This is a genomic window from Jejuia pallidilutea (assembly GCF_002973595.1).
Taxonomy (GTDB): domain Bacteria; phylum Bacteroidota; class Bacteroidia; order Flavobacteriales; family Flavobacteriaceae; genus Jejuia; species Jejuia pallidilutea.
Genome location: NZ_PVEO01000007.1, coordinates 139925 through 165079 on the forward strand (window position 1 = coordinate 139925; position 25155 = coordinate 165079).

Sequence of the window (25155 nt, forward strand, 5' to 3'; positions counted from 1 at the left end):
GTAATTATTCATTTAAATGAAAAAAACACATGTTTTTGGTGTCCTATATTTAGGATTATCAATGGTTGGTTTTGCACAAGAAAAACAAGCAGATTCAACAAAAGTACAGCAACTTGATGAAGTTGTAATTTCAGATTCACGATTCGAATTAAAACGTGAAAATTCTGGTAAAACAGTGATTAAAATTTCACAACAGGAAATTGAGCGAAACCAAGGTAGAACGCTTACAGATGTAATTAATACCAAAAGTGGTATTGAAGTTAATGGCAGCAGAAGTGTTGCAGGACAAAACATATCTAGTTTTGTGCGCGGTGGTAACAACAGGCAAGTTTTAGTACTTGTAGATGGTGTACAAATTAACGATCCGTCCCTAGTAAATAACGAGTTTGACTTACGATTAATGGATTTAAACACTATAGCATCTATAGAAATTGTAAAAGGAGCTGCAAGTACGCTTTATGGAAATGCAGCTGCTACGGCTGTTATAAACATTACAACAAAAAAAGCCTCCAGAGATGAAATTTCAGGGAGTTTTTTAACTGTGGTGGGTACAAATCAAACCCAAGACGATTTAAACTATAATGGTGCAAGTTTTACTAATAATGTTTCAATAAATGGTACTTTAAACAAGTTTACATATTTAGCTAGTTTTGGGAATAGATTTGTAGATGGTTTATCTGCTGCAAAAGCAGAAAATGCCGAAAACGACCCTTTGTCTAGATATAATACCAATTTGAAGTTAGGATATGAGTTTTCAAATAATTTTGAGATCACTGCCTATGCTAGTTTAGATAAATTTAAAACAGATATTGATGGATTTCCACCACCAACATTCGCTTTTGCTGATACTGATGATGCATACATTTCACAGCAAAAACGTGTAGGTATTTCTCCAAAATATATTTATAGGAACGGAAGTTTGCAAGTAAACGCTGCTTATACTAAAATTAATAGGGAAACTATTTCTGCATTTGGTGCTACAAACGAAGCCGATAGTTATGTGGTTGATGCTTTTAATAAATATAATTTTAATGATGAATTTTATACCATTGTTGGTTTAAATTACGGTGATTATAACAGTGTATTTGCCCAGGATGAAAGTTTTACAAATACCGATCCTTACTTGAATGTGGTTTATGTTTCAGATTTTGGTTTAAACCTTAATGCGGGCGGTAGGTTAAATAACCATAGCGAATACGGGTCTCATTTTGTATACAGTTTAAACCCGTCTTATACTATTTCTGTTGGTGAAGGTTACACCAAAGTTTTTGGCTCTTACGCCACATCTTTTATTGCACCAAATTTATCTCAATTGTTTGGTTTTTTTGGAGCCAATCCAGATTTAGAGCCAGAGGAAAACGTAACTGTTGAGGGAGGACTTGAGTATAATACAAAAAACGGATTTAGAATAAATGGCGTGTATTTTAATAGAAATGAGGAAAACACCATTATTTATACTACAGCTTATGAAAACGCAACAACTGATGCTACTGTGCATGGTTTTGAAATTGAAGCACAAATTGATGTGATAAAAAACCTATCAATAGCTGCTAATTATACATTTACCGAAGTTAAAGATGGCGAACGCTTAAGAATACCCAAGCACAAGGCCAATGCTAGTTTGGGTTACAATATTTGTAAAAACACTTTTGCATCATTAAATTATCAATTTGTAGGGAGTAGAACAGATACTAATTTTTCAACATTTACAAATGAAGATTTAAAAGCTTTTTCTTTAGTCGATTTGTATTTTAGCCATAAACTCATTAAAAACAAACTGAAGCTTTTTGTTGATGTTACCAATGTGTTTAATGAAGATTATTTTGAAATTTTGGGTTACACTACTAGAGGTAGAAATGTGAGTTTAGGGTTGAATTTAAATTTATAAATTAATTACTGTTTGTTCTAGCACAATCGGGAACTATTGCGGTATTTGGACTGCGCTCGATACGACAACTTACATATTTTATCAAACCTGTCTACGTTTTTAAAACCTAGACAGGTTTTTTATTTGGGAAGTAAATCGCAATACCAAACGCCATATCTATCAGGGGCACAAACAGAATCATCAGTTTTTGGAGTATCGTACTCCCGATATACTTTTTCTCCAATAGTAAAATCAATCGGGTTTTTAAAAATGGGGCCATCAAAACAAAAGGTATGAAATTCACCATGTTCCCCGCAAGGATCTACATTTTTAGGTAAATTGTTTATAAAGTCCTTATCGATAATAGTTCCCACAAAATGGTCGTTAAAATATTTTGAATTGGCGCAAACAATTATGGTTTTAAAACCTAAATCGAGAAACTCATTCAATAATTCCTTTGTGTTTCTTTTCCACAATGGATAAACCGAAGTTACATTTACTTCTGCTAACTGTTTGTCTCTGTAATCTCGTAAATCTTCCAAAAAAATATCGCCAAATGCTGAATGTGTGAAACCGTCATTTTTTAATCTTGAAACCGTTTCATTCATTTTTTGCTCATATACTTCCATACTTGGCATTTCCGGAAGCTCAATTAAACTTGCAGGAATATCGATTGCATTGGTTTGTGCAAGCAATAATTCCTTCCTTAAACCATGCATGGACACACGATTGTAATGCGAATTTACAGTTGTAATTAATTCATCTACAGAAAAGTGCTCATCTTTTAATAGATGATACAATGCTAAAGCAGAATCTTTCCCAGAGCTCCAGTTAAAATAGGTTTTGTTTTTTTTCAAAGTTGTTTTAATCTGCAATCATACCGCCTTTTTCAAATGGAAGGAAATCGAAACTATCCATAGTTTTGTTGGTGATTAATTGCGGCTGTTCTTTAACAATATTTCTTTTAGTTGTGGAGTTTTCTATATCCGCCAATGCAAGAGCCAGCATAGGTTCGTTTTCATCGCCTAAAACACCAAGATTTAGAGGTCTTTCTTCGTATTCAAAACCAATTGATGGCGGTAATCCTGTTCCAGGTACTGCCTCTAAATTCTTATTAATACCATTAGCTATTAAAGGTTGTATAGCATATGTATGTGCAGGATTGGCACCTTGTCTGCCAAAGTCTGCAGAATCATAAAATACTCTTGAGGCTTGTGTTTTTCCTGTGGTATTAATGCCTATTTGCACAACCTCTATGTAAGGTTTAAGGCCATTAATAAGACCTTCACTTGCAGAAGCAGACCTATCAGTTGTCAACACATATATTTTACTTAAGTTTAAGCTATTAATTGCACTACCATTAATATTGCTTGTAAATAGATAATCGAAATTTAGTTCTTGTAAATTTTCATTGTACACCAACTTTTCAAATACTTGTCCGGTAAATTGGCCTGTAATCATACTAGCAAGAAACGTAGTTGTGGTAACAGAACCTCCCGGATTATATCTTAAATCAAGAACTAAATGTTGAACATTACTTGATTTAAAATTGGCAAACACATTATTTAAACTGTTTTCTGAACCTGCTGTGAATCCGTTGTACATTACATAGCCTACATTTTCTCCTCCTACTTGAAATGTCTCGCTGATGTGAATAGGGTTTTCAGTAAATTGAAACTTTTCTAACACTATGTTTGTACCGTTGGGCTCAATACTATCGTCTGAAGTTTCAGTTGTACCCTTATCATTATAAGTTCCTAGATTAATGGTGTAAACATCTTGATTTAAAAGGCTTCCTGCATTAGTTCTAGTTATTGTTGTGCCATCAACTTGGGTAAATAAATTGCCTCTCTTTACACCTTTAATGTCTGCTTCACTACCATTAAGCACTAATCTAACAACTCCAACAAGCTCAGTATCACTATTAGGTGCTGCATATAGTGCGAATTCCATACCATTAGTTTTAAAAATACCTTGCAACCGTTGTTCTAGTGTAATGTAATCGTCAACTATTATGCTAAACCTATCAACAGTTTCTCTTTGGTATATTAAACTTTCAAATAATGCCTCTGGCGAAGAAAAGCCATTCAAATATTCTGAATATTCAGCATTACTTCCAAATCTGTCGTCTGCTAAATTAGGTATTTCGCTTTTGTAGAGATAAACCAGATTCATAGCTTTCCATACAAAATCATTGATACTGCTGGATTGTACCAGATTATCGTCTCTATCTTCAAAACAGCTTGTTAAAACTAGGGCAGCAAGAAGTACTACTAGGGCTTTTATTCTTTTCATTTTCCGCAATTTTATATAAGTAGTCTATTAAACCCTAAATTTACTTACATTATTGTATAATAAAAAATTAATCGATGAATTGTGGGTTGGAAGCATTAAGCATGAAGCATGAAGCACGAAGAGACATTTGCTGGCAGTTTAAGAGTTAATTTGGCAGATTGGACCGCGTTAGGGATAGAAGTGGCATCCTTTTTTGAGGTACGATAAAAAGATATAACGGATAGCCCGACCCCGCCAATAGCGGGGTAACGCCCTAATTTTAAAATTTTTGATTTTTTGATGTAACAAAATAAATAGTGGGTCGTCGTAATTACAAATAGCACAAACTATGTTATTTTAACCAAACATTAACCAAAACCAAAATGACTCAAAACGAGTTTTTAAATATTGTAATGCCTTTTAAGGATAAAGTGTTTCGTTTAGCAAAACGATTGCTTGTATCTACCGAAGAAGCTGAAGATGCCACGCAAGAAGTGTTACTGAAGCTTTGGCGGAACAAAGGTAAAATTGGTGAATATAAAAATGTTGAGGCTTTTTCTATGACGATGACTAAGAATTTTTGTTTCGATAAGCTAAAATCGAAACAGGCACAAAACTTAAAAATTGTACATAGTAATTATGAAGAGAAAAATACACCGCTACAAAAACAGGTTGAGTTAAACGATAGCGTAAGTTGGGTTGAGCGCATAATACAAGAGTTGCCAGAACAACAACGCATGATAATTCAACTAAGAGATATAGAAGAATATGATTTCGATGAGATTTCTAAGATGCTGAGCATGAATAATACGGCAGTAAGAGTAGCCTTATCGAGAGCAAGAAAAACAATAAGAGAACGATTAACTAATACACATAATTATGGTATTAAATAATATAGAAAAATTACTTGAAAAGTACGAAAACGGAGAGACAAGCCTAAAGGAAGAGCAAGTGTTAAAACACTATTTTACTAAGGACAACGTTGCACCTCACCTTGAACACTACAAACCTATGTTTACGTATTTTTTGGGAAACCAACAGGAACAGTTTACTAAAGACCTACCATTAAAAACTAAAAGAACGTTTAATTACAAGTGGTTATCGGTTGCAGCAGTTGCAGTTATCATGTTGGGAGTTTACTTTACGCCAATTACAGATACTAATACATGTAAAGAGAATGTAGTGGGTACGTTTTGTGAACCAGAAGAAGCTTTTAACGAAGTATCAAAACAATTAGCCATGATTTCAAATCATTTTAATAAAGGTACATCTACCGTAAATTACCTAAACGAGGTAAATAAAGGTACGGCAACCCTAAATTATTTGAATGAGATTGAAAATTCAACAGGCATAATTTTTAAAACAAATGAATATTAAAAAAAGAATAAACACCTTAAAAACAAGTAAGATGAAGCATAAATTAATAGTAGTTATAATGGCAATTATGTTGTTGCCTTTAACAGGAATGGCACAAAAAAGCGTATTTGATAAATACAGCGACGACCCTAACGTAACCTATGTAAACATTAAACCTAAAATGTTTCAGATGATTTCTAAAATAGGTATTGATGTTGACGATCCTGAAGCTAAAGCCTATATGGATATGGTAAAAAGCATTACCAGTTTTAGAACCTTAGTTACAGATAATTTAGCTATTTCGGCAGATATTGCTAAATGGGTAAAATCGCGCTCTAGTAAATTAGAGGAGCTTATGGAAGTAAAAGATGATGGTACCGAAGTAAAATTTTATGTAATGGAAGGTAAAGATGCAGACCACGTAAAAGAGTTACTAATTTTTGTAACGGGTATAGATAAGAAAATGGATGAGAAAGTAGAGATTAATGGTAAGGAACGTAAGATTGAAACTGTTGTAGTGTCTATGACAGGCGATATAGACTTAAACGAAATCTCTAAATTAACACAAAGAATGAATATTCCTGGTGGAGATCATTTGGAGAAAAAGAAATCATAAGTATTATTAAAATTCATCAATCAATTCATCATCAATCATGAAGCGAACAGTTAAAATTTTAGGTATCACTGCTTTTTTAAGTTTAATTTTGGTAAGTTGTAATAGCGAACCAAGTTTGCAGCGGTATTTTGTAGATCATCAGGAAATGCCCAATTTTATATCGCAAGATATACCCGTATCTATGGTGAAACTAGATAAAACAAATTTTACTGAAGCGCAGCATGAGGCTTTTAATTCTGTAAGAAGACTAAATTTTTTAGGATTTAATATAAATGAAACTAATACAGCTATTTATACTGTTGAATTAGAGAAGGTAAAAACTATTTTAAAACAAGGTAAGTACCAAGATTTAATGGAGTTTAGTGATAAAGGCAGAAAAATTTTGGTAAAGTATATTGGAGATGATGACGAAGCCGATGAAGTAGTGGTGTTTGGGAGTGCCAACGATATGGGGTTTGCAGTAGTTAGAATTTTGGGAGACGATATGAGTCCTGAAAAAATGGTGGCCTTGGCCCAAGCGCTTAATAATGCCAATTTAGACGAATCTCAAATGCAAGATATGTTGAATTTTTTTAAATAGTGAACACTAAAATAGGATTACAAATAAAAACTCCGATACATTCTGTGTCGGAGTTTTTTGTTATGTTTATGTTTAAGCTTTAGCGGTTATCTTAATGTTTAATCTTGTTTATGTTTGTAATTTGTATAAAGTAGATTTAATACTACAGCAAAAAACATAAGAGTTAACACGGTTAGTACAATAAAGTTATCTAATATATCCAATATACCGAATATAAAAATACCTGCTGTTATAAAACCAGTTAGTGCTAAAGATTGTTTGCTGCTTAACATGTTTATAAATTAAATACCAGTATAGTTAGCTGGTGTAATTTGTTTTAATTCGTCTTTAATTTTGTTTGAAACCTCTAAAGTATCAATAAAATTCGAAATAGAATTCTGATTTATTTTTTCGTTAGTTCTCGTTAGCCCCTTTAACGCTTCATATGGATTGGGATAACCTTCTCTTCTTAATATTGTTTGAATGGCTTCAGCCACAACAGCCCAATTGTTTTCTAAATCTTCGGCAAATTTGGGGGTATTTAATAATAATTTGTTCAACCCTTTTAAAGTAGATTTAAAACCTATTAAAGTATGCCCAAATGGTACACCAACATTTCTTAAAACAGTACTATCGGTTAAATCGCGTTGCAATCTAGAGATGGGTAATTTTGCTGAAAGATGCTCGAAAATAGCATTGGCAATACCTAAATTTCCTTCAGAATTTTCAAAATCTATTGGGTTTACCTTATGTGGCATTGCAGAACTACCAACTTCACCTTTTTTAATCTTTTGTTTAAAATAATCCATCGAAACATAAGTCCAAACATCTCTATCCAAATCAATAAGAATTGTATTAATGCGTTTTAGGGCATCAAACAACGCCGCCATATGGTCGTAATGCTCTATTTGCGTTGTTGGGAACGAATGTTGTAGCCCCAATTTGTCTTGTACAAATGTGTCGCCAAAAGCTTTCCAGTCTATATTTGGGTAAGCTACATGGTGTGCATTAAAATTCCCTGTGGCACCACCAAACTTAGCGGCACTTGGTATATCGTTTAATAAGTTGAATTGCTCTTCTAATCGCACAACAAATACATTAATTTCTTTTCCTAAACGTGTAGGAGATGCAGGTTGCCCGTGTGTTCTTGCCAACATAGAAACATCGGCCCAGTCTTTTACAAGCGCTTTCAGTTTATTTAAAACATTAAAATATTCAGGAACGTAAACATCGTTCATGGCTTCCTTAATGCTTAAAGGAATTGCTGTATTGTTGATGTCTTGCGATGTTAATCCAAAATGGATAAATTCTTTAAATTCTGATAATCCTAAAGCGTCAAACTTTTCTTTTATAAAGTATTCTACAGCTTTCACATCATGATTGGTAACACTTTCAATATCTTTTATGGCCTTGGCATCATTAGAAGAAAACGACTTGTATATATCTTTTAAATCATCAAAAACAGAGTGGTCTACATGTTCTAGTTGTGGTAACGGAATTTCACAAAGTGCAATAAAATATTCTATTTCAACTAAAACACGATATTTTATTAAGGCTTCTTCTGAAAAATAGGCGCCTAATGCGTCAATTTTATTTCTGTAGCGACCATCAATTGGTGAAATGGCGTTGAGTGGAGATAATGACATTTTTGTTTGATTTTTTAAAAGAGCCAAAGATACGTTTTTGATTTGCGATTTGCGATATTCGATTTACGAATTTTTAGAATTTAAAGGTTTTTCTAAGCCTTTTTAATCTTTTTTAAAATATGTCTAGCCCTTGCTTTAAAAGCAGCGCTCTGTAAATGGAAATCGCGTTCTAAAATTAAAGCTAGTTCTGGGTGTATCCAATCGTACTCTTTTCCAAATAAGTATAAGGTGTTCATCGCATAAGCTTTAGGAGCTACTTTTTCATCGTTTATCATATAATCGAAACACGTTTCAATAATACGTTCCTTATAAATAGGTTTGAGTTCTTGTTTTACGTTATTCCTATCTTTTGAAGTGTACGCGATAGTTAAAAGTTCGCAAATTTTAGCAACAGGTCTTACTGCGGAATCTAAATGGACCGAATTCATTTTTTCGGTAAATTCATCTAAATACGGAAGTATTAATGTTATGTTTTTACTGCACATAAATTCCAAAACCCAAGCAGCTCTAGGCGAAATTTTATCATTAACCATAAAGAGAATAGCCATCAATTTAGAAATCAATTCAGGATTGTCTATTACTAAATTGGCATAATACAAGCGTTTTTCGCGCGAGTGGTTTACAAAATTTAATTCTTTATAAAGTTCTGCTGTAGTCAAAAAGGTTTTCTTATTTTTAAATTCTTAAAATTACTTGTATGAAAATAGTAAAAAAAATAGGTTTAGCCCTTCTTGTTGTATTTGTAATTGCACAATTTTTTGGACCTGAAAAAAACTTAGGCGATATAGCTTCGGTTGCTGCCTTTGAAGCTGAGACTAATCCGCCAGAAGATGTAAAAGCTATTTTAGAAACAACATGCTACGACTGCCATAGCGATGTTACACGTTACCCATGGTACGATAAAATTACGCCAGTAAATTATTGGTTGGCAAGCCATATAAAAGATGGAAAAAAACATTTTAATGTATCTAAATGGGAAGGCAATTCTATAAAACGTAAAGACCATAAGTTTGAAGAATTAATAGAAGAAGTTGAAGAAGGCGAAATGCCATTAAATTCTTATACTTGGACGCATGGTGATGCCAAATTAACCCAAGCGCAAATTGATGCTGTTGTAAATTGGGCAAAAAATGTACGTCTTAAATACGGTTTACAGCCTAAACCTGAATAGAATAAGCCTCAACCTATACTTCCCAAAGGGAAAGCGAACGTAAAAATGCTGTGATGCGTTAAATTCGTGAAATGCTTTAAAAAATGATTGTACCGTTACATGCATGAATTCGTGGCAAACAAAAAACTTTTAGTTATAGGTTATGTGTGGCCAGAACCAAAAAGTTCTGCTGCTGGAAGTCGAATGTTGCAGCTAATTGATGTTTTTCTTTCTGAAAATTACGATGTTACTTTCGCTAGCCCTTGTGCAAAAACTGATAATGCTTTCCATTTAAACACAATTGGTGTTTCTCAACAAACTATTGCACTTAATAATTCGAGTTTTGATGCTTTTATAAAAACCTTAAATCCAAGTGTTGTGATATTTGATCGTTTTATGATGGAAGAGCAATTTGGGTGGCGCGTTGCAGAACAATGCCCAAAAGCGGTACGAATTTTAGACACTGAAGATTTACATTTTTTACGTAAAGGCAGACAACAGGCTTTTAAGGTTGGTAAATCTTTTAACAAAACCCATTTGTTTAGTGATATAGCAAAACGTGAAATTGCGAGTATTTATAGATGCGATTTAAGTTTGATAATTTCTAAAGCAGAAATGGAAATTTTAGCGAATACTTTTAAAGTAGATAAATCGTTATTATTGTATTTACCTTTTATGATTGATGACATATTGGAAATAGATTTTGCTAAGTTCCCAAAGTTTAAAGAGCGTAACCATTTTGTAACTATTGGTAATTTTCTACATGAGCCAAATTATAATGCAGTTTTATATTTAAAGGAAACCATTTGGCCTTTAATAAGAAAACAATTACCCAAAGCAGAATTGCATGTGTATGGAGCCTACGTTTCGGAAAAAGTAAACCAACTGCATAATGTAAAACAAGGTTTTTTAATAAAAGGGTTTGCTGATGATGTTAACGAAGTTATGCAAAAGGCAAAAGTATGTTTGGCACCTATTAGATTTGGCGCTGGACTAAAAGGTAAATTAGTCGATGCTATGCAAAATGGTACACCTGTAGTTACCACTTCAATTGGGGCTGAAGGAATGGAAGAATTAATTAAAACCTGTGGATGTATTGCTGATACGCCAGAGGATTTTACAGGAAAAGCAGTTAATATCTATAAGAATAAGTTGCTCTGGGACGAAAAGTCAGCAGGCACATTTCCTGTTTTAAATCAATTTTTTAATAAAAATAAATACCGTAAGGTTTTGGTTGAAGCAATTCAGAACACGCTAAATCACCTCAACGAAAAAAGGCAAAACAATTTTGTTGGACAAATGCTGATGCATCATTCGCTTCAAAGTACAAAGTATTTGAGTAAGTGGATTGAAGAGAAAAATAGTTGATTTACAATAAGTTTATTTATTTTTTAAAATTGGGTTATTAAAAATGTAAAGCATGCTTGTTGTTTTAGAAAACCAGTGAGTGATGTTTTTATGCTTTCTGGGGCATTTGCGACTCCATTTCAAAAGAGATAGTAATTACATAAACAAAATGCTATATACAGGTAATGTAAAAGTAACTAATAGCGCTACCTTTTAAGGAAAGAGAACTAAGCAATTAGGTGTTATGTTAAATGAAGCTGTAATTATAGTTAAATAACTTCTAAAGTTAGTCATCTAACAAATAGGATAAATAGCTAATTTAATAAGTTGTTAGCGTATTTATCCTTAACTTTATTAACTGATTACTTAACCTGTTATGTAGTGAATGCTTTGAATAAGTTTTTAGTCATATTTCTTGTTTTTGGTGCCTTGGGAGGTTGGTCCCAAAATATACCTCCAAACTTGGTTGCCACAGGCGATCAAAGTTATTGCCCAGGCACTCAAATAAATATCGTTACAAGTTTTACTATCATAGACCCCGATGATACGCAAATTGATGCATTTTTTATTCAAATATCTACAGGATATACTTCGGGAGAAGATGTGTTATTGCTAACGGGCACGCATCCAAATATCACATCTAATTGGAATGTAACTCAAGGTAAGTTAAGCTTAAGAGGGGTTGGCGGCACACCAATGAATTATGTAGATTTGATAGCTGCTGTAAACGATGTGGTTTTTCAAGGTACTTTGAATACAAATTCAGGTGAAAAATTATTTTCTTTCACTATAGGAAGTGCCAACTATTTACCTTCAACGGGGCATTATTATGAGTATGTTCCAGATTTAGGAATTACTTGGACAAACGCAAGAGCAGCTGCCGATGCCAGAACATATTTTGGATTAAAGGGGTATTTGGCAACAATTACCTCGGTTGAAGAAGCACAGCTTTCTGGCGAGCAAGCAGCAGGAGCAGGTTGGATAGGAGGTAGCGACGAACAAACCGAGGGTGTTTGGAGATGGATGACTGGGCCAGAGGCTGGCACTGTTTTTTGGAATGGTTTGGCAAATGGTACAACACCTAATTTTGCTAATTGGAATACAGGTGAACCCAATCAGTTTGGTAATGAAGATTATGCACATATAACCGCTCCTGGCATTGGTATAAATGGATCATGGAACGATTTATCAAATACAGGAGATTCCAGTGGACCATATCAACCTAAAGGTTATATTGTAGAATATGGCGGCACACCTGGCGACCCTGTAGTAGACATTTCTGCAAGCACAAGAATATATATATCAGAAATCACCAGTATAATTACTCCCGCTGCTATTTGTGGTTCAGGAAGTGTATTACTTCAGGCCACAGCCTCTAGTGGCGATGTGGCTTGGTTTGATAGCCCCACAGCTACAACACCTGTTTTTGTAGGAGATATGTTTAATACACCTGTGCTAAATACAACCACAACGTATTACGCTATGGCTTCGGTAAACGGTTGTTATACTGGCGAACGTTTACAAGTAACCGCCACGGTTAATACTATTCCTATTATAGAAAGTATTGCAGAAAGTACAATTTGTAGCAATAGTGCAGCTACCATAAGCGCTACAGCATCTATTGGTTCTATAAATTGGTATAATGTTCCCATTGGTGGCGTTCCTTTAGCAACAGGTTCATCTTTTACTACGCCTGTGTTAAATAATACAACTACTTATTTTGTAGAGGCCACAAATAACGGATGCGTAACTTCAGTAAGAACACCCGTAACCGTAACAGTTATAAATACACCACCTCCAACTGGAAATGCGGTGCAAGAGTTTTGTGATGTAGATGAGCCTACATTGGCTGATATTGTGGTTGCCGGAACAAACATTACTTGGTACGATAGTAGTTTGGGAGGCAATGCTCTTGATATTTCTACACCATTGGTGAATAATACCACTTATTATGCTACGCAAACCATATCAGAATGTGAAAGTACTAACAGGCTATCAGTAGCAGTTTTAGTTTACGACACAGTCGCAATATTATTACCTAATGAAATAGCTCCGCTAGAAACTTGCGATTCCATGGCAGATGGCGATAATACTAATGGAGTTTCAGAATTTGATTTAACATTGATGCAAACCACTTTATTAAACGGAAGTAATGCTGCTGATTTTAATCTTATTTACTATAACGATCCTACAAGAACAAACTCTATAGCAACACCTGAGAGTTATCAAAACACAATACCTAACGCGCAAACTATTTATGTTAGACTAGAAAATATTTTAAATGTAAACTGTTATACCGATACAGAATTCACTATACGTGTAAATGCATTGCCTGAAGTTCAGTCATCTATAGTTTTTAAAAATTGCGATGAAGATGGAATTCCAGATGGATTTACAGAGTTTAACTTGAACGAATTAAATAACATTATTACTACTGAAAACTTAAGCGATGTTTCAATTACTTACCATAGCACTCAAAACGACGCAGATTTGGGCATAAATTCATTACAGCCGCTACCGTATAATAATCGAGATGCTAGTGTAATTTACGGGCGAGTAACAAATAATGTCACAGGATGTTTTAGTGTATCTACCATTACTTTAGAAGTATCTACTACGGCTTTGTCTCCTATGTTCGTTCAAGAAATAGAACTATGTGATAATGATGCAGATCCAGATGGATTTTATGAATTTGACTTAACTACAGTTTCCAATAATTTTGTGAATCAGTTTCCCGCTGGTCAGAATTTAACAGTACATTATTTTAAGAGTTTATCAGACGCACGTTTAGAAGAAAATGAAATTGTTAATACAACAAATTATATTAATGAAAACCCGTTTTCTGAAACACTTTACGTGCGGGTAGAAAGTGAAGATAATGGCGATTGTTTTGGTATAGGTCCAAATTTGGTACTAACGGTTCTCCCTCGACCAGAATTTGAGGTAGACCAATCTGAAACCTTTTGTTTAAATGGGGGTTCGGTTACTTTAAATACTTTTAACCCAAATGGGGCATATAGTTACGAATGGACCAATTCTAATAATATTACCATTAGTACTTCTGAGTTTGCAACTGTATCTGCTGAAGATATATATACTGTGGTAGCAACATCCAGTAAAGGGTGTAAATCTTTTCCTGTAAGTTTTGAAGTTAAGGCATCAGGGGTTTCTACTATTACTGAAGATGATATAACAATTGAGGATTTATCAGATAATAATACCATTACTATCGATGATTCTAATATTGGAATAGGTATTTATGAATTTGCTTTAGATAACGAATTTGGCCCATTCCAAAGTACTCCAATATTCAGAAATGTATTTGCTGGAGCACACACGGTTTATGTAAGAGATATTAATGGCTGCGGTACAGTAGCTATTGATGTTTTTGTAATGGGCTTTCCCAAGTTTTTTACACCTAATGGCGATGGTATAAATGATACATGGAATGTTAAAGGTTTAAGTACAGATTATTCACAAAATTCAACCGTTTTTATCTATGATAGATATGGTAAGCTCATCAAACAATTTAAACCAAATTCTAAAGGGTGGAATGGTATTTTTAATGGACAATTACTAAGCGCTAACGATTATTGGTATGTTGTAAACCTTGTAGATGGCGAGGGGGATTTAAGAACTTTTAGAGGGCATTTTAGTTTAATTCGGTAGACTTAAATTATTAATTTTTCAATTAGTTGTTTCATGCCAACAGTAGCGGTTTCAGCTATAACGGTTAAGTTTGCTTTACTTTCAATATTTGGCTTTGGGTCAATAAAATAAGTTGGAGTATTAGCAGGTGTATAATGCATAAGTCCAGCCGCAGGATATACTTGCATAGAAGTGCCAATAATTAACAAAATATCTGCGGTTTCGCAAATTTCCATAGCTTTGGTTATCATAGGTACATCTTCACCAAACCAAACCACATGTGGTCGTAATTGATACCCTTTTTTACAAACATCTCCTAAAACTAAGTCGGTTTTCCAATCTAAAATATCATTTGTGTCAAACGTACTTCGTACTTTTAATAATTCTCCGTGTAAATGTATCACATTAGTGCTTCCTGCACGTTCATGCAAATCGTCTATATTTTGGGTAACTACGGTAACTTTAAAGTGCTCTTCTAGTTTAGCTAAATCTTTATGGGCTTGGTTTGGCTCAACCTCAAATAATTGCTTTCTACGTTGGTTGTAAAAATCTAAAACTAATTCTGGATTTTTAGCAAAACCCTCTGGTGTGGCAACTTCCATAACATCGTGTCCTTCCCATAGGCCATTGGCGTCCCTAAAGGTTTTAACTCCGCTTTCGGCACTCATGCCAGCGCCTGTAAGTACTACTATATGCTGCATTTTATTTTTTAACAAAGTAATAAAATTATATTGTTTAATTAAAACTTAAGTAAATAGTATAAATGTATATGAACCAATAATTCATTCAAATAAGCAAAGCATGGCGTTTTGTGTGTTATACATTTGATAAAATCTCAAATTTAAATAACATGAAAAAGACAATTTTAAGTATTCTATTATTACCTATTTTATTTTTATGCAGTTGCGATAACGATGATGATGTAGTATTTATTGGAGCAACACAAACCATTCAGCTAAATTCGGTTGCAGATCCAAATATTTCGGGTACTGCAAAATTCATTGAAAACGAAGATGGCTCAACTACAGTAGAGTTACAATTAACAGGAACCCCCTCTGGCGGTATGCACCCAGCACATATTCATTTTAATACAGCTGCTGAAGGTGGAGGTATTGCTGTAACATTGGGTACTGTTAATGGTGATACAGGATTTAGTACAGCTACATTCTCTGAATTGGATAACGATACCAACGTTACCTTTGAAGATATGTTAGTTTTTGATGGTTACATTAACGTACATTTAAGCGATAGTGAACTTACTACAATTGTGGCGCAAGGTGATATTGGGCAAAATGTACTTACTGGAGCATCTACAGTTTATAGTTTGAATGAATTAGACGTAACAGGCATTAGTGGAACTGCAACTTTTTACGAACGTGCTAATGGTGAAGCACTCGCAGTATTAGACATTGCAAACACCCCTGTTGATGGCATGCATCCAGCACACATACACATGGGTAGTGTGGCTACTGCACCTGGAGACATTCTATTTACATTTGATCCAGTAGATGGAAATACAGGTATGAGTATGACAAACGTATCTGAGTTAGACGACGAAACACCGTTTGGATATAGCGATGTGCTTACGGTTGATGGCTATATTAATGTGCACCTAAGTGCAGCAGACCTAGCCACTATTGTAGCGCAGGGCGATATAGGTATAAATTAATAAACACCTTTTTTTTGAAGAAAGATTTAATAAACCCAATAATTTTATTGGGTTTATTTATTTTTATAAAATGATTGATAAACACCTTCTGGAACATTTAGAATGCTTCTTAACTAAAAGCCGACGAGACAAATTTGCAAAAGTTATAGCGCAACGTACCTCTCATTTTACCGTAGCTACTGAAGATGTATATCAATTACATAATACCAGTGCAGTTATTAGGAGTTGTGACGTTTTTGGCATACAAGAAGTAAGTATTGTAGAAGAGCAAAACACAAAGCGTATAGATAGGGAAATAGCAATGGGCGCACAAAAATGGGTAGATTTAAATAGGTATCATTCAATAAAATCCTGTATTGAAGATTTAAAACAGAAAGGCTATCAAATAGTAGCCACAACGCCCCATGGAAACAATTGCGATTTACAGGATTTTGATGTTAGTAAAAAATCTTGTTTTTTCTTTGGAAGAGAAACAGAAGGATTATCGGAAGAGGTTTTAAATGCAGCGGATTGTTATTTAAAAATCCCTATGGTAGGCTTTACGGAGAGTTTAAATATTTCGGTATCAGCGGCCATTATTTTACAGCATGTAACTAGTAAATTAAAACGAACAGCTATAGATTGGCAACTCTCGGAAGCAGAACAATTAAAAAAGCGTTTGGAATGGTGCCAAAAAACCATTAAAAGTTACGATGAGATTGTGGAGCGATTTTACAACAATAAAGTTTAAACTTCTAGTGTAATTTGCTAAATGCGGTCTTTACGCCTGTTGCTTAAAAGCTTGTACTCTTCGTAGCACTCGCTTATGGCATCTAGTATTTGTAAATCGTTTGCGGTTTGAATAAACCCTTTGGAGTAGTTGCATTGGCTTACAATTTCATCTAAGTCTACACGATCTACTTTTAATAGGGCAGTAAGCATTTCACGATCAAAACGCGATGCTAGGAGATTTCTAATTTCATCATCCTTTTTCATTTGTTTTAACTTACGCAATTCATTAGGCTTTTTACCAAACATTCGGTGTAAAAAGTCGGCAGGATTAAAAATAGAGCCAATAACTTTGGTTAGACCAGATGTTTTTCCAGCTTCATAGCCTTTAGATAAACCCGCAATTTGGTAGCGGTAATTGTCGTTAATTTGCGGTACTTGTTTAATGTCTACTTCTAAATACCCCGTAAGTTTCAACTGGTTTACAACAACTTCTTCAAGCGCTAGCGCTAGTTCGGTCAATTCAATTTTAGAACTACCAAATTTTAACCAGTCGTTTGTAACCCTAACTTTTATAGATTTAAAACCAATGTACGAGAAGTGTAGGGTATCGTTAACTTTAGCAGTAATAGCAAACTCACCTTTGCTATTGGTGGTGGTACCTTTTACTTGGTTTAAGTTAACAATGTTAACGCTTTCCAAAGGTTTATCATCAGCAGCATTTACAACCGTACCAATAGCCTTAGTAACATCTTGCCCCATAGCAAAAGATGCGGCAAAAAGAAAAAATACGATGCTAAAAAAGCGTTTCATGACTACGTTTGTAATAATTATTAGTTGATAAAAATACTAAACAAAACCATAACATGTTGTGGTTCCTGTTTTAATTTGACTTAAAATTAACAAAAAGCATACCTAAATTAATAGATAAAATGCCTTTTGTTAAATAAGTTCCTTAAAATTAGCGTCTAGAACGTCTTGGTCTAGAACTTGCAAAATCACCTGATTTAGAACGCTTAGATTTAGATTTTTGGTCGCTTCTACGGCCTCCTTTTTTACCAGAAGTAAAGCTAGATCCACTTTTTCTGTCATCGCGCCGTCTTCCTCCTTTTCGGCTATCTCTTCTACCACCACGGCTACGGTTTTCAGAAACTTCTACATTTACAAATCGTCCGTTATGTTTAAAATCGGTAAAAAATCCTAGTACTTTCTCTTGTAGTTCTTTTTCTGTATTAAAGAAAGAAAAGGTGTCTTTTGCTTCAACTTTAAAAACATCATCTTGTCCAAGTTCCAATACTTCCTTTAAGAAGTCTTTTAAGCTCATCCAATCAAATCCATCCTTTTTTCCAACATTTATAAAGTAGCGTACAGAGTTTCCGGAATCTTTATGATCGTCGTTAGAAACAGATATATTTAAATCTAATGCCTTTTGATAGTAATTGTAAAATCTTGAGAATTCTACCGAAAAGAATTTCTTAATCAATTCATCCTTACTGGTATCTTCAAATAAGGCATTAATATCGCCTAAATAGGTGTCGATATCATGATTCACTTCGGTATGATGTACTTTTTTAGCTAAGGACATCAGTTGAACTTCGCAAATTTGCATACCATTAGGAATATCCTTTTTCTCAAACTGCTTTTTAATAATGCGTTCAATACTTTTAATTTTACGCACTTCACTTTTAGAAACAATTACCATAGAAACTCCAGTTTTACCAGCACGACCTGTTCTACCAGAACGATGTGTGTAGGTTTCTATTTCGTCGGGTAATTGATAGTTTATAACATGTGTTATATCATCTACATCAATACCACGTGCGGCAACATCGGTAGCTACAAGCATTTGTATCTGTTTGTTTCTAAACGATTTCATTACCAAATCACGCTGATTTTGACTTAAATCTCCGTGCAATGCGCCAGCACTATAACCGTCTTCAATTAAACGTTCTGCCACTTTTTGGGTGTCACGTTTTGTTCTACAGAAAATCACCGAAAAAATATCAGGGTTTGCATCAGCTAAACGTTTTAAGGCTTGGTACCGATCTCTTGCGTTAACCAGATAGTACTCGTGCGATACTTGGCTTGTACTTTCATTTTTATTACCAACCGTAATTTCTTCGGGTTTGTACATAAAGTTTTTAGCAATAGATGCTACCTCCTTAGGCATTGTAGCCGAAAATAACCATGTGCTTTTATCTTTGGGCGTGTGCGATAAAATATCTGTAATATCTTCTTTAAAGCCCATATTTAGCATCTCATCGGCTTCATCTAAAACAGCATACTCAATTTTAGAAATATCTACTAAGCGCCTACTAATCATATCCTTCATACGTCCAGGCGTTGCCACAATAATTTGTGCGCCACGTTTAATCTCACGAGCTTGATCGGTAATACTGGCGCCACCGTAAACGGCAACTACATTAAGGCCTTTACAGTATTTACCATACAATTTCATCTCGTTGGTAATTTGCAAGCATAGTTCTCGTGTAGGCGATAAAATTAAACCTTGTGTGGTACGACTGTCTACATCAATTTTTTGTAGCATTGGAAAACCAAAAGCAGCAGTTTTACCTGTACCTGTTTGTGCCAAAGCCACCAAATCGGTTTCAGAATTTAATAAAATAGGAATTGCTTTGTCTTGAACTTCGCTAGGTTTAGTAAACCCTAAATCTGTAATAGCTTGTAATAGGTCGTTGTTAAGACCTAAATCTTGGAATGTACTCATTCTTGTTTATGTATGCGATTTTTTTATGCGGTGTTGCATAAGAAGCGAATCGACATACTTAACCTAAACTTCTAGCAACACATCCTCACCCTGAGGAATTTAATGAAACTTAAATTTTAAATGCTTGTAAAGCGTACTAAAATTTATTGGTATAACTAACTCCGAATTTGTTTTAGAGCTCTACCTACTTTTTTTGTTTCAAGCGGCAAAGATACACTAATATTTTGGATTGATGATTTAAAGTTTTTTTTGAAAATAAATCGATTTTTCATTGGCAAGTTTAGTTTCTCTATTTTGTGAAGTCTATACTTTTTTTGTTAGTGCCTTTTTAAAATACCAGAAATAAGAAAAGCTCCAGAAGAATCTGAAGCTTTAGCTATGCGTTTATAAGTAATTAGTTTCGTATTACCTTCACATTCATTTCCTCAACTTTCTTGTCGGATAGCGGCGAAGGCGAACCAAATAATAAATCTTCACTCGTTCCTGTTTTTGGGAATGCCATAACTTCGCGAATAGAAGCTTTTTTCTCTAAAATCATCATCAATCTGTCTACACCCCAAGCAATACCGCCATGTGGTGGCGCTCCATAATGAAATGCGTTGTACATGGTGCCAACGCTCTTCATCATGTCTTCTTTGTTATAACCCATATTCTTGTAGGTAGCTTCTAATATTTCAGGTTTGTGCGCACGCACAGAACCGCCGCCAATTTCAAAACCATTCAATATTAAATCGTACTGTTGTGCAATAATGCTACCAATTTCTTCTTCTTTACCATTAATGTGTTTTTCTATATCTTTCACTGCTGGCATAGAAAAAGGGTTGTGCGTAAAGGTCCAGTTGCCTTCTTCTGTTTTTTCAAACATTGGGAAATCTACAACCCACGCAGGTCTTAATTCTTTAGGGTTAATTAGTTTTAACATGCTTCCTAATTCTTGCCTAACAGCGTCTAGGGCCTTATTGGCTGTTTCGTAGTCGGCAGCAGAAAAGAATACAATGTCACCAATCTGTGCATTAGTTGTTTTAATTATGTTTTTCGCAATGTCTTCTCCTAAGAATTTTATTATTGGCGATTGTAAATCGTTTTCATTTACAATAATGTAGGCTAAACCACCTAAACCATGCTCTTGGGCAATACCAGTTAATTTTTCTATTTGTCCTTTAGATAAGCGTTTTTTACCTTGTTCTTCGGCTGAAACACGAATGCATTTTACTATTCCGCCTTCATCAATAGGTTTACTAAATACTTGGAAGGTGGTATCTTTTACTATATTGGTAATATCTTGAAGTTTTAGTCCAAAACGTAAATCTGGCCTGTCGCAACCATAATAATCCATGGCCTCTTTATAGGTTAACACTTCAAACGGGTGTAAAATCCATTTTTTACCATAAATCCTAGTTACTATTTCATTAAACATTTTTGTGTTTAAATCAATAATATCTTGCATGCTAGCATATGCCATTTCAATATCTAGCTGTGTAAATTCGGGCTGTCTGTCGCCTCGAGAATCTTCGTCTCTAAAACAACGCGCTATTTGAAAATATTTTTCGTAACCACTTACCATTAATATTTGCTTAAACTGTTGTGGTGCTTGTGGTAGGGTGTAAAACGATCCCGCCTTTTTACGTGTTGGCACAATAAACTCGCGTGCACCTTCATCGGTTCCGGCAGTTAAAATAGGCGTTTCTACTTCTAGAAATTCTTGCTCGTCTAAAAGATCGCGCATTAGTTTAATTACCTTATGGCGATTTATAATGGCACGACGAACATCATCATTTCTGTGGTCTAAATATTTGTATTTAAAACGTACTGTTTCGTTTGATTTATGAGCGCGTTTAATTTCAAAAGGAAGTGTTTTAGACAGGTTTAGAATGTCTAATTCCGAAGTTTCTAACTCAATTGTTCCTGTTCTTAAAGCAGGGTTGTAATCGTCTGCTTTACGCTGAACAATTTCACCTGTAACAGTAATTACCGACTCTGGTTTAAGCTTTACGAGTTCGTCTAAATTAGGAAACGATTCTCTACTTAATCGCACCTGAAAAATCTCGTGACTAGAATCGCGTAAATCGATGAAGATTAATTCACCGTGATCTCTCACACTCGATACCCATCCTGCTAAGGTTACTTTTTGTGAAATTGAAGCTTCGCTTAATTCCGAAGCTTTATGGCTGCGGTATTGTTCTTTTATTACAATTGGAATTTGCGGAAGCGTTTCTTCTTCTGCAGCCTGTTTTTCAGCACTAGATTTTGCACTTTGTTTACTCGCGGTTTCAGCATGTGTTGTAGCTAAACTATCAGCGGCAAGTTGTGCTAAAATACTTTCTCTAATAACCTTTCCAGGAGCTCCTTTGCCTATAATACCAATTACTTTTCCAACTAGAATACCTGCCTTTCCTTGGTTTCCAGACTTAATATCGTTTGCAATAGCCTCGTTTTCTGAAATTACTTTAGCAATAGCTTCATCTATTTGCGATTGCGAAATGGTGTTGTCTTCAAAATACTTGTTGTAGTCAAAAGTTCTATCCTTCAAATAGGCTGTAATAGCATTTTGTACCAAAACCGAAGTGATTTTTTCGGCTTTAAACATCTGGAAAATTTCAATAAGATGCTCTATTCTATGAATATTTCCATACTCTTCTGCACCTATATTGTTTACCAAAGTTTTTGCTACAAACGATGGGTCTTTTATAACATCATTTATAGCCACAAAGGTTTTAGATCGAACGGCATCTGCAGTGAAAAACTTAGCGTCTTGTGGTAACACGCCGCCTTTAATTAAAATAGATTCTACGGCAAACGGAAGGGAGCTAATATCAACACTAATGTTATCTACAACATCCTTTATATTTACAAAAGGTAAGTCTGGTTCAGAAATAAAACGGTAGTCTGCTTCAAACTCCTTTTTACGCATTGTTTTTGTTTGCTTTAAATCGGCATCAAACAATACGGTGGTTTGGTCTGGTCTAAATTCTTTATGTTCTAAAAAGTAGTTAAGTTGCTTTTCAACTTCTTCTTTTAAGGCCTCAACCATAAATTTAAAGGAGTTGAGGTTTTTTATTTCGGTACGCGGATTTAACTTATAACTCCTTCTTTTACGTAGAGACACCGATACATCCGATTTAAATTCACCTTTCTCTAAGTTTGCTTCTGAAATACCAAGGTTTTGCACAATACGCTGAATGTATTGTGCATAAATGGAAGCATCTTCTATATGGCGAATACATGGCTCTGTAACAATTTCGATAAGAGGTACGCCAGCTTTGTTAAAATCTACAAGAGATACTTTTTTCTCGTGCATTAATTTTGCAGCGTCTTCTTCTATATGAACCTGTGTTAAATTAACTGTAAACTGAGAGCCGTCATTTCTAAAGCACGATACTTGTCCGTCAGGAATAATAGGGTGATGAAACTGCGTAATTTGTATGTTTTTCGGGTTGTCTGGGTATTCGTAATGTTTTCTGTCCCAAGAAATTATTTCGTTTTCAAAGGTAGATTTTACCGCTTTTCCAAAGTAAATAGCTTTTTTAATGGCTTCTTTATTTATGGCGGGTAAAACACCCATTTGCCCTGTACATACCGAACAAATATTTTGGTTTGGGGTTTCTATTTCTCGATTTGGGCAAGAACAGAATAATTTTGTTTTGGTATTTAAACGCACGTGGGTTTCTAACCCTATAACCAGTTCTAGTTCGTGCTTTTTAAGTTGCTCGTTTAATTGCTCCAGTTCCATTATATCGTGTCTTTTAAGAAGTTAGCAAACTTCAAAACGAGTTCGTCATTATTTTTTGCAGCTGTAATTTGTAGCCCTGTAGCTGTACCTTGGGGTATGGTTATGGTTGGTAATTGTCCTAAACTGAAACCAACTGTATATGCATCAGATAAATACATGGCCAAAGGGTCTTTTAAACTGTCGCCAATTTTAGGCGGCGTATTTGGAGTTACAGGAGATATTACCACATCAACCTCATTAAAATCGTGCTCGAAATTTGCAGCAATTTCATCTCTAAGATTTAAACCTTTTAAGTATATTTCATCTGAAAACCCTTGAGATAATACTTGGTTTCCACCAACAATTCTGCGCTTAGTTTCTTCTGAAAAGTTTTCAGAACGTGTTACAGCATAAGTTTCTTTTAAGTTTTCGGCTTCTATACGGTTGCCGTAGTTGGTGCCATCTAAACGAGAAAGGTTTGATGCTGTTTCGGCCATAGCCAACGTGTAATATGTAGAAACTAAAGTATTCGAATCAAAGAAATCCAACGCTTTAACTTCAATACCTTTCGCTTTTATTTTTTCAATAGTGTTTAAAAAATCGGCTTTTATTTCTGCATCAATGGCATCGTTTTCAATAAAATTTTTAAAGTATCCTACGGTTGTTATACCATCAGAATTTAAAATACTATCTTCTGAAATAGCTTCTGAAGTATACGTCGTTTGGTCTTTTATGTCTTTACCGCTTATTACGTTTAACACAATGCGAACGTCTTCTATAGATTTTGCTATGGGCCCCACACAATCTGTAGAAGATGCGTAAGCCATTAAACCGTAGCGCGAAACACGACCGTAAGTAGGTTTTAAGCCATAAACGCCGTTATATCCTGCTGGTTGACGAATAGAACCTCCTGTATCGCCACCAATAGAGAAAACCGTGTAATCTTTAGCAACATTTACTGCAGAACCACCACTAGAACCACCACCTACAAGTTCAGGGTTTTTGGCATTTTTTACAGCACCAAAAATGGTGTTTTCGCTAGATGAGCCATGACCAAAACTATCGCAGTTTTCTTTAACTAAAGGGATAGCGCCAGCATCTAATAATTTTTGAATTGCTGTTGCAGTATAAGCAGATTTATAGTGTTTTAACAAGTTAGAACTCGCCGTTGTATACGTGCCTTGTACCATGTACACATCCTTAATACCAAAAGGAATACCTTCTAGCAAACCAATAGGTTTTCCATTAGCAATTTTAGCATCAACTTTGGCGGCTAAAGCTAAAGCTGTATCGTTTAATAACGCGTTAACCGTGTTATGCGTGTTCTGTTTTAAGGCTTCCAGTTTTTCTTGTACCAGTTGTGTACACGTCATATCCTTGTTCATCAATTGCTGGTGAATTTTTCGTATTTGAGAATCCATATCTATTCTTCAATTACTTTAGAAACTACTAAATAGCCGTTTTTTTCCTTCGGAAAGTTTTCAATGATGATTTGCTTTTCTGTAGCAGGACTATAAACCACCACATCGTCTCTTAAATCATCTAGGGACACGCAATTATTATGATTGCCATTAAAAGAATTATTATTTGATGCATTGGCATTTTTTATTACCTCAAATAACTTGTTCACAGTCTCTGATGGCTGTGCTCCTTTAATGCTCGACAATACGTCGACTGTCATAATTTTACTCATGTCTTATTCTTAAAAATTATAGCAGGTAAAATTACAAAAGTTTTTATGTAGAATAGGGGTTTAATAAGGTAAAGTTGCATTGCTATTTTTATTGCTTTGAAATATTTAAAATAAGCATGATTTTATTATCAATTTTACATAAAAACAATAGTAAAATGATAATATTGAAAGCCTTTTAAAAAACA

General features: G+C 34.6%; 20 protein-coding genes. 10 read left to right on the forward strand and 10 right to left on the reverse strand.

The window, feature by feature from the left end; translation table 11 throughout:
- Nucleotides 1–16: 16 nt before the first annotated feature.
- Entirely contained in the window at nucleotides 17–1888 is a 1872-nt protein-coding gene (locus CLV33_RS12485) for a TonB-dependent receptor plug domain-containing protein (RefSeq protein WP_105474199.1), read from the forward strand.
- Nucleotides 1889–2007: 119 nt separating this feature from the next.
- On the opposite strand, the gene CLV33_RS12490 is transcribed toward CLV33_RS12485, so the two are convergent.
- Together CLV33_RS12490 and CLV33_RS12495 are read right to left on the reverse strand one after the other, a co-directional pair.
- Nucleotides 2008–2724 (reverse strand): Dph6-related ATP pyrophosphatase, encoded by a 717-nt coding sequence (locus CLV33_RS12490; RefSeq protein WP_105474290.1) that lies wholly within the window; start codon nucleotides 2722–2724, stop codon nucleotides 2008–2010.
- A 7-nt stretch (nucleotides 2725–2731) separates the two neighbouring features.
- The gene (locus CLV33_RS12495) at nucleotides 2732–4162 is read right to left on the reverse strand and encodes a S41 family peptidase (RefSeq protein ID WP_105474200.1); all 1431 of its coding nucleotides are present in this window, start codon (nucleotides 4160–4162) and stop codon (nucleotides 2732–2734) included.
- Between the two features lie 362 nt (nucleotides 4163–4524).
- On the opposite strand from CLV33_RS12495, the gene CLV33_RS12500 reads away from it, so the two are divergent.
- Genes CLV33_RS12500 through CLV33_RS12515 form a run of 4 tightly spaced genes read left to right on the forward strand, consistent with a single transcriptional unit; the run spans nucleotide 4525 to nucleotide 6693 of the window.
- Entirely contained in the window at nucleotides 4525–5034 is a 510-nt protein-coding gene (locus CLV33_RS12500) for an RNA polymerase sigma factor (RefSeq protein ID WP_105474201.1), read from the forward strand.
- A complete protein-coding gene (locus CLV33_RS12505; RefSeq protein WP_105474202.1) occupies nucleotides 5021–5518 on the forward strand; it encodes a hypothetical protein in 498 nt (165 codons plus the stop codon). Before CLV33_RS12500 ends, CLV33_RS12505 begins: the two co-directional genes overlap by 14 nt.
- A 31-nt stretch (nucleotides 5519–5549) precedes the next feature.
- Nucleotides 5550–6113, forward strand: a complete 564-nt coding sequence (locus tag CLV33_RS12510) for a DUF4252 domain-containing protein (RefSeq protein ID WP_042244281.1) — start codon at nucleotides 5550–5552, stop codon at nucleotides 6111–6113.
- A 37-nt stretch (nucleotides 6114–6150) separates the two neighbouring features.
- Nucleotides 6151–6693 (forward strand): DUF4252 domain-containing protein, encoded by a 543-nt coding sequence (locus CLV33_RS12515; protein ID WP_105474203.1) that lies wholly within the window; start codon nucleotides 6151–6153, stop codon nucleotides 6691–6693.
- A 281-nt stretch (nucleotides 6694–6974) separates the two neighbouring features.
- Here the strand turns inward: CLV33_RS12515 and purB are convergent, their stop codons facing one another.
- Both purB and CLV33_RS12525 read right to left on the reverse strand, forming a co-directional pair.
- On the reverse strand, nucleotides 6975–8318 hold the full coding sequence (purB, locus tag CLV33_RS12520; RefSeq protein WP_105474204.1) for an adenylosuccinate lyase: 1344 nt from the start codon (nucleotides 8316–8318) through the stop codon (nucleotides 6975–6977).
- A 92-nt stretch (nucleotides 8319–8410) separates the two neighbouring features.
- Entirely contained in the window at nucleotides 8411–8977 is a 567-nt protein-coding gene (locus CLV33_RS12525; RefSeq protein ID WP_105474205.1) for an adenylosuccinate lyase, read from the reverse strand.
- A gap of 38 nt (nucleotides 8978–9015) precedes the next feature.
- On the opposite strand from CLV33_RS12525, the gene CLV33_RS12530 reads away from it, so the two are divergent.
- The 3 genes from CLV33_RS12530 to CLV33_RS12540 all read left to right on the forward strand — a co-directional run bounded on the left by CLV33_RS12530 (nucleotide 9016) and on the right by CLV33_RS12540 (nucleotide 14484).
- Nucleotides 9016–9489: a heme-binding domain-containing protein gene (locus CLV33_RS12530; RefSeq protein WP_042244011.1), complete on the forward strand. Its 474-nt coding sequence runs from the start codon at nucleotides 9016–9018 to the stop codon at nucleotides 9487–9489.
- A 111-nt stretch (nucleotides 9490–9600) separates the two neighbouring features.
- The gene (locus CLV33_RS12535; RefSeq protein ID WP_317045177.1) at nucleotides 9601–10836 is read left to right on the forward strand and encodes a glycosyltransferase; all 1236 of its coding nucleotides are present in this window, start codon (nucleotides 9601–9603) and stop codon (nucleotides 10834–10836) included.
- Between the two features lie 360 nt (nucleotides 10837–11196).
- On the forward strand, nucleotides 11197–14484 hold the full coding sequence (locus CLV33_RS12540) for an Ig-like domain-containing protein (protein ID WP_105474207.1): 3288 nt from the start codon (nucleotides 11197–11199) through the stop codon (nucleotides 14482–14484).
- Between the two features lie 2 nt (nucleotides 14485–14486).
- On the opposite strand, the gene CLV33_RS12545 is transcribed toward CLV33_RS12540, so the two are convergent.
- The gene (locus CLV33_RS12545; protein WP_105474208.1) at nucleotides 14487–15164 is read right to left on the reverse strand and encodes an SIR2 family NAD-dependent protein deacylase; all 678 of its coding nucleotides are present in this window, start codon (nucleotides 15162–15164) and stop codon (nucleotides 14487–14489) included.
- A gap of 149 nt (nucleotides 15165–15313) precedes the next feature.
- Here CLV33_RS12545 and CLV33_RS12550 point away from each other — a divergent pair, with 149 nt between their 5' ends.
- Both CLV33_RS12550 and CLV33_RS12555 read left to right on the forward strand, forming a co-directional pair.
- Entirely contained in the window at nucleotides 15314–16132 is an 819-nt protein-coding gene (locus tag CLV33_RS12550) for a CHRD domain-containing protein (RefSeq protein ID WP_105474209.1), read from the forward strand.
- A 70-nt stretch (nucleotides 16133–16202) separates the two neighbouring features.
- Nucleotides 16203–16862: a TrmH family RNA methyltransferase gene (locus tag CLV33_RS12555; RefSeq protein ID WP_105474210.1), complete on the forward strand. Its 660-nt coding sequence runs from the start codon at nucleotides 16203–16205 to the stop codon at nucleotides 16860–16862.
- 17 nt (nucleotides 16863–16879) lie between these two features.
- On the opposite strand, the gene CLV33_RS12560 is transcribed toward CLV33_RS12555, so the two are convergent.
- From CLV33_RS12560 to CLV33_RS12580, 5 genes are all read right to left on the reverse strand, one after another.
- Nucleotides 16880–17653, reverse strand: coding sequence for a carboxypeptidase-like regulatory domain-containing protein (locus CLV33_RS12560; RefSeq protein ID WP_042244018.1), 774 nt, complete (start codon nucleotides 17651–17653; stop codon nucleotides 16880–16882).
- A 148-nt stretch (nucleotides 17654–17801) separates the two neighbouring features.
- On the reverse strand, nucleotides 17802–19568 hold the full coding sequence (locus CLV33_RS12565) for a DEAD/DEAH box helicase (protein WP_045371456.1): 1767 nt from the start codon (nucleotides 19566–19568) through the stop codon (nucleotides 17802–17804).
- Between the two features lie 394 nt (nucleotides 19569–19962).
- Entirely contained in the window at nucleotides 19963–23298 is a 3336-nt protein-coding gene (gene gatB/aspS, locus CLV33_RS12570) for a bifunctional amidotransferase subunit GatB/aspartate--tRNA ligase AspS (RefSeq protein ID WP_105474211.1), read from the reverse strand.
- Nucleotides 23298–24698 (reverse strand): amidase family protein, encoded by a 1401-nt coding sequence (locus CLV33_RS12575; protein WP_105474212.1) that lies wholly within the window; start codon nucleotides 24696–24698, stop codon nucleotides 23298–23300. The genes gatB/aspS and CLV33_RS12575 overlap by 1 nt, the downstream gene beginning before the upstream one ends.
- 2 nt (nucleotides 24699–24700) lie before the next feature.
- Nucleotides 24701–24970 (reverse strand): Asp-tRNA(Asn)/Glu-tRNA(Gln) amidotransferase subunit GatC, encoded by a 270-nt coding sequence (locus CLV33_RS12580; RefSeq protein WP_211297565.1) that lies wholly within the window; start codon nucleotides 24968–24970, stop codon nucleotides 24701–24703.
- Nucleotides 24971–25155 lie beyond the last annotated feature (185 nt).

Excerpts from the sequence above, each read along its gene's own strand:
- CLV33_RS12555 (WP_105474210.1), top strand. The coding sequence starts at position 16,203 with ATGATTGATAAACACCTTCTGGAACATTTAGAATGCTTCTTAACTAAA.
- CLV33_RS12505 (WP_105474202.1), top strand. The coding sequence starts at position 5,021 with ATGGTATTAAATAATATAGAAAAATTACTTGAAAAGTACGAAAACGGA.
- CLV33_RS12510 (WP_042244281.1), top strand. The coding sequence starts at position 5,550 with ATGAAGCATAAATTAATAGTAGTTATAATGGCAATTATGTTGTTGCCT.
- CLV33_RS12485 (WP_105474199.1), top strand. The coding sequence starts at position 17 with ATGAAAAAAACACATGTTTTTGGTGTCCTATATTTAGGATTATCAATG.
- CLV33_RS12545 (WP_105474208.1), bottom strand. The coding sequence starts at position 15,164 with ATGCAGCATATAGTAGTACTTACAGGCGCTGGCATGAGTGCCGAAAGC.
- gatB/aspS (WP_105474211.1), bottom strand. The coding sequence starts at position 23,298 with ATGGAACTGGAGCAATTAAACGAGCAACTTAAAAAGCACGAACTAGAA.
- CLV33_RS12560 (WP_042244018.1), bottom strand. The coding sequence starts at position 17,653 with ATGAAACGCTTTTTTAGCATCGTATTTTTTCTTTTTGCCGCATCTTTT.
- CLV33_RS12550 (WP_105474209.1), top strand. The coding sequence starts at position 15,314 with ATGAAAAAGACAATTTTAAGTATTCTATTATTACCTATTTTATTTTTA.
- CLV33_RS12495 (WP_105474200.1), bottom strand. The coding sequence starts at position 4,162 with ATGAAAAGAATAAAAGCCCTAGTAGTACTTCTTGCTGCCCTAGTTTTA.
- CLV33_RS12515 (WP_105474203.1), top strand. The coding sequence starts at position 6,151 with ATGAAGCGAACAGTTAAAATTTTAGGTATCACTGCTTTTTTAAGTTTA.
- CLV33_RS12500 (WP_105474201.1), top strand. The coding sequence starts at position 4,525 with ATGACTCAAAACGAGTTTTTAAATATTGTAATGCCTTTTAAGGATAAA.
- CLV33_RS12575 (WP_105474212.1), bottom strand. The coding sequence starts at position 24,698 with ATGGATTCTCAAATACGAAAAATTCACCAGCAATTGATGAACAAGGAT.
- CLV33_RS12565 (WP_045371456.1), bottom strand. The coding sequence starts at position 19,568 with ATGAGTACATTCCAAGATTTAGGTCTTAACAACGACCTATTACAAGCT.
- purB (WP_105474204.1), bottom strand. The coding sequence starts at position 8,318 with ATGTCATTATCTCCACTCAACGCCATTTCACCAATTGATGGTCGCTAC.
- CLV33_RS12530 (WP_042244011.1), top strand. The coding sequence starts at position 9,016 with ATGAAAATAGTAAAAAAAATAGGTTTAGCCCTTCTTGTTGTATTTGTA.
- CLV33_RS12580 (WP_211297565.1), bottom strand. The coding sequence starts at position 24,970 with ATGAGTAAAATTATGACAGTCGACGTATTGTCGAGCATTAAAGGAGCA.